The 6,533-nt window shown below is 71.5% G+C and carries 5 protein-coding genes; 4 read left to right on the top strand and 1 reads right to left on the bottom strand.

What is annotated here, in order from left to right; genetic code table 11:
- A partial coding sequence (locus VJN29_RS01335; protein ID WP_324141631.1) for a LuxR C-terminal-related transcriptional regulator occupies positions 1 to 2,679 on the bottom strand: 2,679 nt, incomplete at its 3' end.
- A gap of 145 nt (positions 2,680 to 2,824) precedes the next feature.
- Here VJN29_RS01335 and VJN29_RS01330 point away from each other — a divergent pair.
- From VJN29_RS01330 to VJN29_RS01315, 4 genes are all read left to right on the top strand, one after another.
- A complete protein-coding gene (locus tag VJN29_RS01330) occupies positions 2,825 to 3,034 on the top strand; it encodes a hypothetical protein (protein WP_324141629.1) in 210 nt (69 codons plus the stop codon).
- Between the two features lie 186 nt (positions 3,035 to 3,220).
- Complete coding sequence (locus VJN29_RS01325) at positions 3,221 to 4,171, top strand: ATP-binding cassette domain-containing protein (protein WP_324141627.1); 951 nt, start codon at positions 3,221 to 3,223, stop codon at positions 4,169 to 4,171.
- Positions 4,172 to 4,254: 83 nt separating this feature from the next.
- Positions 4,255 to 5,121 carry an ABC transporter permease gene (locus VJN29_RS01320; RefSeq protein ID WP_324141625.1) on the top strand — a complete coding sequence of 289 codons (867 nt, stop codon included), beginning with the start codon at positions 4,255 to 4,257 and terminating at the stop codon, positions 5,119 to 5,121.
- Positions 5,122 to 5,274: 153 nt separating this feature from the next.
- A partial coding sequence (locus VJN29_RS01315; RefSeq protein ID WP_324141623.1) for an NADH-ubiquinone oxidoreductase-F iron-sulfur binding region domain-containing protein occupies positions 5,275 to 6,533 on the top strand: 1,259 nt, incomplete at its 3' end.

Genomic DNA, 6,533 nt, shown 5'->3' with positions numbered 1-6,533 from the left:
GGCACCGAGCTTGTCGAAGATGTGCGTGGCGTGCTTCTTGACCGTGTTGAGCGCCATGTGCAGTTCGTTGGCGATGTCCTGGTTCTGTTTGCCGGCGGCCAGCAGGTGGAGAACTTCGAGCTCGCGGTCGCTGAGCGCGGTGACAAGGCCCGGCACGATGGCAGCAGTCGGTCGCTCGTCCGAGGCGCGGCCTTCGATGTCGTTCTGGAGGGCCCGCACGAGCCGGCCGACGTAGTCGCCGGGAACCGCGACCTGCTGGGTCCGTATGAGCCGGCCGAGCAGGGCGCCCATCGGCGGGCCCTCGTCGACGAAGACGCGGATGTAGCCCTGGGGGTGGGCCAGCGTGACCGTCTCGGCCAGGGTGGCCACGGCGCCGTCCTCGTCGCCGAGCGCGGCCAGCCCCAGCGCCCGCAAGGCTTGGATCTCGATGACGCTGCCCGTCCGGTCCTGGGCCACGGCTTCGGCCTGGAGCCGGTCGAGGAGCTCGAGCGCTCGGTCGGGCTGGTCTTGTGCGAGGAGCACACGGGCCAGGAGCAGGTAGGCGACCTCGTGGGCATAGCTCGGTTCGTCGTCGGCCGCGAGGCCGCGCTGTTCTGTCCACCGGGCTGCGGCGGCGACGTCGCCGTGGGACAGCAGCAGCCGTGCCCGTTGTGCCGGCACCGGGTTCAGCAGGTCGACCACCGTGGGATCCGAGACGCGTTCGGCCTCGTCGATCGCGTCGAGGGCGGCCGGTAGGTCGCCTTGGGCGCGGTGGATCCACGCCAGGGTGGCCAGGCCGTTGGCCAGCGAGTCGGGGTTGCCGAATTGGCGGCACAGCCGTAGACCTTCTCGGAGGTGCTGCTGGGCGGTGTCGAGCTCGTTCCGCTGGTAGGCGACGGCGCCGAGACCCACGTGTGCGGTGCTCGCGGCGGCCCGCACCGGCCCATCGGGCGCGGTGCCCGCGTCCAGGACCTGCTGGTAGGTCCCCGCTGCCAGGTCGAGGCGGCCTCGGGCGCACTGGATCGGGCCGAGGTATTGGGACCACAGCTCGACCTGGTCGTGCACGCCGGCTGCCTGCCACCGTGGGATGCTCGAGGCGATGGCGCGTTCGGCGTCCTCGATCTGGCCGTTGAGCCACGCGGCCGCCCCGACGAGTGCCTGGGCGAGGGAGTCCAGCCACCACTCTTCCTCGTTGATCTCGGCCAGCGCTTGCGCTGCGAACGCCCTCGTGGCCTCGCAGTCCCCCCGCGAGAAGGCGACGTACGCGCGCCCGACCGCGATCATCGCGGGCACGTTCGCCAGCCGGCTGACGCCTCGACCGGCCGTGGGTTCGTACGGTTCGTCGGCGGTGTGCGGGAGTGCCCGCTCGGCGGCATCGAGCAGGCCGTCGACCGCGTCCATGCCCACGAAGCGGGTCTGGATGATCAGCAGCCGCGGCCGGGAGTCGATCGACGCCGGGGGAAGGGCCGCGAGCCACCGGTGCAGGGTGGCGCCCTCGCTGCGCAGGAGGAGCTCGTCGGCATGGCGCTCGATCAACCGGGCCGCCCAGGTGGGATCCCCGGCCGCCAGTGCGTGGCTCACGGCGTCGTCGACCGGCCCATGTTCCTCGTGCCACGACGCTGCGTTGCGGTGCAGCTGCCGCACGCGCTCGGGGTCCCGCCGCTGGCTGCGCGCGCGGAGTACGTCGGCGAACAGATGGTGGTAGCGCCACCAGCCACGCACCTCGTCCAACGGCGCCAGGAACAGGTTGGCTGCCTCGATGGCCTCCAGCATCTGCTGGCCATCGGCCCGCCCGGTGACGGCGTCGCACAGCGGGCCCGACAGCCGGTCCAGCACCGAGGTCTCGAACAGGAACTCCCGTACGGGCTCCGGCTGCTGCTCGAGCACCTCCTCGGCCAGGTAGTCCAGGACATGGCGGTGGCTGCCCGAGAACGACTCCAGGAACCCGGCGACGTCCGGCTGGCGTTGCAACGACAGACCTGCCAGCTGCAGGCCCGCGGCCCACCCCTCGGTGCGGGCCACCAGCGCCGACACCGCGTCCTCGCTCAGCTCCAGCCCAGCCGCGGCGCGCAGCAGAGCTGCCGCTTCCTCCCGGGTGAACATCAGCTCGGCGGCGCGCAGCTCGGTGAGCTGGCCGCGGGCCCGGAGCCGGGCAAGCGGCAGCTGCGGGTCGGCGCGGGTGGCGAGCACCACGTGCAGCGACGGCGGCTGGTGCTCGAGCAGGAACTGCAGCGAGGCGTGCACAGCCTGCGCCTCGATCAAGTGGTAGTCGTCGAAGACGAGCACCGCGTGGCCATCCTCGCGGGCCAACTCGTTGACCAGTGCGGTGGCCAGAGCGTCGAAGGACGACGGTGCCGGCGGACTGAGCAGCGGGGAGACGCTCTCGGCGAGCCCGGGCCGCACCCGATCGAGCGCGGCGACCGTGTGGCGCCAGAACCGCACCGGGTCGTTGTCGCCGGCGTCCAGAGACAACCAGCCGACAAGCCGCTCGCCTCGCCGGCTCCAGTCGGCCAACAGCGACGTCTTGCCGAAGCCGGCGGGCGCGCAGACCAGCGTGAGCTCGCGCATCAACCCGTCGTCGAGCCGGTCGACCAGCCGCGGGCGGGCCGCGAAACCCGGCAGCGGCCGCGGTAAGCGGAGCTTGGTCGCCAGCAGATCCGGCCCACGCGCCACCGGGTGCTCGGGAGTGCTGTCGGGCATGTCAGACATCGCTCCCCGCCGAAGCTCCAACATCCGACGCTACTACCTTCGGTCCCGAACGAGACGCTGGCGCCGCGCCGGTACCACGCCGAAGACGCACCTGTGGGTGACGACGCGTCTTCGCCGGTGCAGTTCGCTGGAGCCTGTGAGATACGAGATCCGTGTCGAGGGGATGCTCGACCAGCACTGGTCGGCCTGGTTCGACGGATTGCAGATCACGTCCGAACCCGACGGCGTGACGCTCATCGCGGGCCCGGTCACCGACCAGGCGGCGCTGCACGGTCTCCTCGCCAAGGTCCGTGACCTCGGCCTGCCGCTGATATCGGTCCACCGGGTCGCTCCCGAGAGCCGATAGGGCGGTAGCAGGCACACAGAGAGCGCTGTCACCGTCGATCACCCGGGCGCGGGGTCCCCCGTCTCCGTTGGTACTACGGCTCGGGTCTCGCTGGCACGAGGGCGGCAACGAGCTCGAGGAAGGGCCCACCCGGGTGTCCACCTTCGGGTGATGACCAGCGCAAGGTCGGTCCTTACCGTCGCTTGCATGACGACCAATCACTCATTTGCGATCCGGGTCGAGGACCTGGTCAAGACCTATCCGGGCGGCGTCGAGGCGGTGAAGGGCATCGACTTCGCCGTCCCGCACGGCGAGGTGTTCGGGCTGCTCGGCCCCAACGGCGCGGGCAAGTCGACGACCGTCGGCATGCTCACCACCACCATCGCCCCCACCTCGGGCCGGGCACGCGTGGCGGGCTTCGACGTCGCCTCCCACCCGATCGACGCCCGCCAGGCGAGCGCCGTCGTGTTCCAGGAGCCGGTCGTCGATCGGGGCCTCACGGGTCGCCGCAACCTGGAGGTGCATGCCCGGTTGTGGGGCCTCGACACCGCTGGCGCGCGGAAGCGCATCGCCGAGGTGGTCGACCCCTTCGGTCTCGGCGAGGTGATCGACCGGTCCGTCGACAGCTACAGCGGTGGCCAGCGCCGCCGGCTCGAGATCGCTCGTGCCCTGATCTCGGAGCCCGAGGTGCTGTTCCTGGACGAGCCCACGGTCGGCCTCGATCCCCGCTTCCGCTTCGAGCTGCTCGACCTCATCGCCGGTCTGCGCGCCGCAGGAGGGATGACCATCCTGCTCACCACGCACTACCTGGATGAGGCCGAACAGCTCTGCGATCGCGTCGCCATCGTGCACCAGGGCCGCATCGTGGCCCTCGACAGCCCGGCCGCGTTGCTGGCCCACATGGGTCGCGAGCTCGTCGAGCTGCGCCTCGACGGCGACGTATCGACCGCGGTGTCCTCGCTGCGCGCCCAAGGTGTCGCCGGCGACGACGCCTTCGCCGTCGGCGCCACCCTCCGGGTGCCAGTGCACGACCGACCGGCACGTGAGGCGATCGCGACCATCAGCGACCTGGGACTCGGCGTCACCGCCATCTCCGCCCGTCCCCCCACCCTCGACGACGTCTACCTCCAGCTCACCGGCGAGTCGCTCGCCGCCTGAACCTCGTCGGGGGTCGGGGCCCGGCGGCGCCGACCTCCGACGAGCCCATCGATCCCAACCTGACCTCGACCAAGGAGAACTCCGTGACTGCCGCCACCGGCACCGTGACCCTCGACACCCCCACCGCCACCCCGCCCCGGGCCCGGACCCGCGGCCGGGTCGCCGTGGCCACCCTGGCCCGCCGGCGCCTCGCCATCAGCGCCCGCACACCCCGTGAGCTACTCATCCCGCTGTCCGCCCCGTTGCTCTTCGCGCTGGTGGTCGTGCCCGCCCTGGCCGACACCTTCGGGACCCCGGTCGGAGGCGTCGACTACATGACCTTCGTCGCCGTGGCCACCATCGGCTTGCTCGTTCCGCTGAGCACCATCCAGTCCGGCCTCGGCGTGGTCGTGGACCGCCTCGGCGGGGGCCAGCGTGATCTGCTGGCCGCACCGGTCTCCCGCCCGTTGATCGTGGCCGGCAACCTCGTCGTCGCCGTGGCCCTCGCCAGCCTCCAAGTGGCCGTGCTGCTCGGTGCCTCCGCCATCCGCGGCGCCGAATTCGAGCTCGAAGCAACCGGAGTGATGTGGTTCGCCGCAGCCACCCTGCTCTTCGCCGTCGCCATGTACGGCGTTGCCGAGGTGCTCGCCAACCGCCTTCACACTCAGGAGGAATACATCGGCGCGTTGCCACCCGTCGCCATCGTGCCCTTCTTCTTCGCCGGCTCCTTCTTCCCGATCAGCGCCCTGCCCGCCGGGCTCACCGTCATCGGCAAGCTCCTGCCCATCACCCACGTGCTCGCCCTCGTCCGCTACGGCCTTGCCGGCGACGACGGCGCCGGCCTCCACGACATCTGGGGCATGAGCAACACCACCGCCATGGCCTCCCTCAGCCTCGGCGTCGTCGCCCTGTTCGCCGTGGCGCTCACCGCGGCCGCGGTCCGCACCTTCCAGCACACCGCCGTCCGCTGAGCCCCGGGTCCGAGGCCCAGCCCCGGCACGGGTTCGCCGCCGTCCCCGAGCCAGCCGGCGTCGAGTCTCCCCCCTCGACGCCGGCTGGCCGCCGGGGCTCGCTCGCCCCGGGGACACCCACGTTCCGATTCTCCTGAAAGGAACGCCATCGCCATGCCTGCCACATCGGAGCGGACACCCCGCCCTCGCGTCGTGCTGGGCGGAGACCCGGTCAGCTCGGTCGCCGCTTACCGCTCCCGAGGCGGCGGGGAAGGCCTGCGCATCGCACGGTCCCTCGGTCCCTGGAGAACCGCCGAGGAGGTGACCCTGTCGGGCCTGCGCGGCCGTGGCGGCGGCGGCTTCCGGACCGGCCGCAAGTGGCTCTCGATCCTCGACGCCAGCCGCGACGACGAGCGCCGCTTCGTCGTCGCCAACGGCGCCGAGGGCGAGCCGGGCACCTTCAAGGACCGGGCCATCCTGCGCCACAACCCCTACCAGGTGATCGAGGGTCTGGCCATCGCCGCCCTGACCGTGCGGGCCTCCCGCGCCTATCTGGCCGTCAAGGCCAGCTTCACCCGCGAGGTCGAGATCCTGCGCCGGGCCTTGGTCGAGATGCGGGCCGTGGGGCTCGCCGGCGACGTGCCGATCAGCCTCGTCCTGGGACCCGACTCCTACCTGTTCGGTGAGGAGAAGGCACTCCTCGAGGTCGTCGAGGGCGAGGACCCCCTGCCACGCCGCGACCCGCCCTACCTACACGGCCTGTTCGCGTCCGGGCCACAGATGGGCTGGACGGCCCGCGACGGAGGCGATGCCGGCGGCGAGGCGGCCAACCCCACGATCGTCAACAACGTCGAGACCCTCGCCACCGTGCCGCACATCCTGACCAACGGCGCCGAGTGGTACCGGGCACTGGGAACCTGGGACTCGCCCGGCACCATGGTGTTCACCGTGGTCGGCGACGTCGTCCGCCCCGGCTACGCCGAGCTGGAGCTCGGCACCACCATCCGCCACGTCATCGAGCAGGTCGGGGGCGGCACCCACCCCGGCCGGAGCGTCAAAGCGGTCTTCTCCGGAGTTTCCAACGGGGTGATCACCCCCGACCACCTCGACATACCGGCCACCTACGAGGACCTCGCCGCGATCGGCAGCGGGTTGGGCTCGGCGGGACTCATCGTCTACGACGACACCGCCGACATGGTGGCTGTCGCCCGCATGTTCGCCCGGTTCCTGCACGTCGAGTCATGCGGACAATGTGGTGCCTGCAAGCTCCACAGCGGCACCATCAGCGACACGCTCGAACGCTTGGAGCGGGGCGCCGCCGACGACCGCGACATCGACGAGCTCGGCGCCGGGCTGCACATGGTCACCGACCAGAACCGCTGCTACCTCCCCGTCGAGCTCCAAACGGTCATCGCCAGCATCCTGCGCGAGCT

It is taken from the genome of Intrasporangium sp. (assembly GCF_035280925.1).
Classification (GTDB): domain Bacteria; phylum Actinomycetota; class Actinomycetes; order Actinomycetales; family Dermatophilaceae; genus Intrasporangium.
Note: the sequence above shows the minus strand (reverse complement) of the source record. Positions and strands in the feature narration are given on the sequence as shown.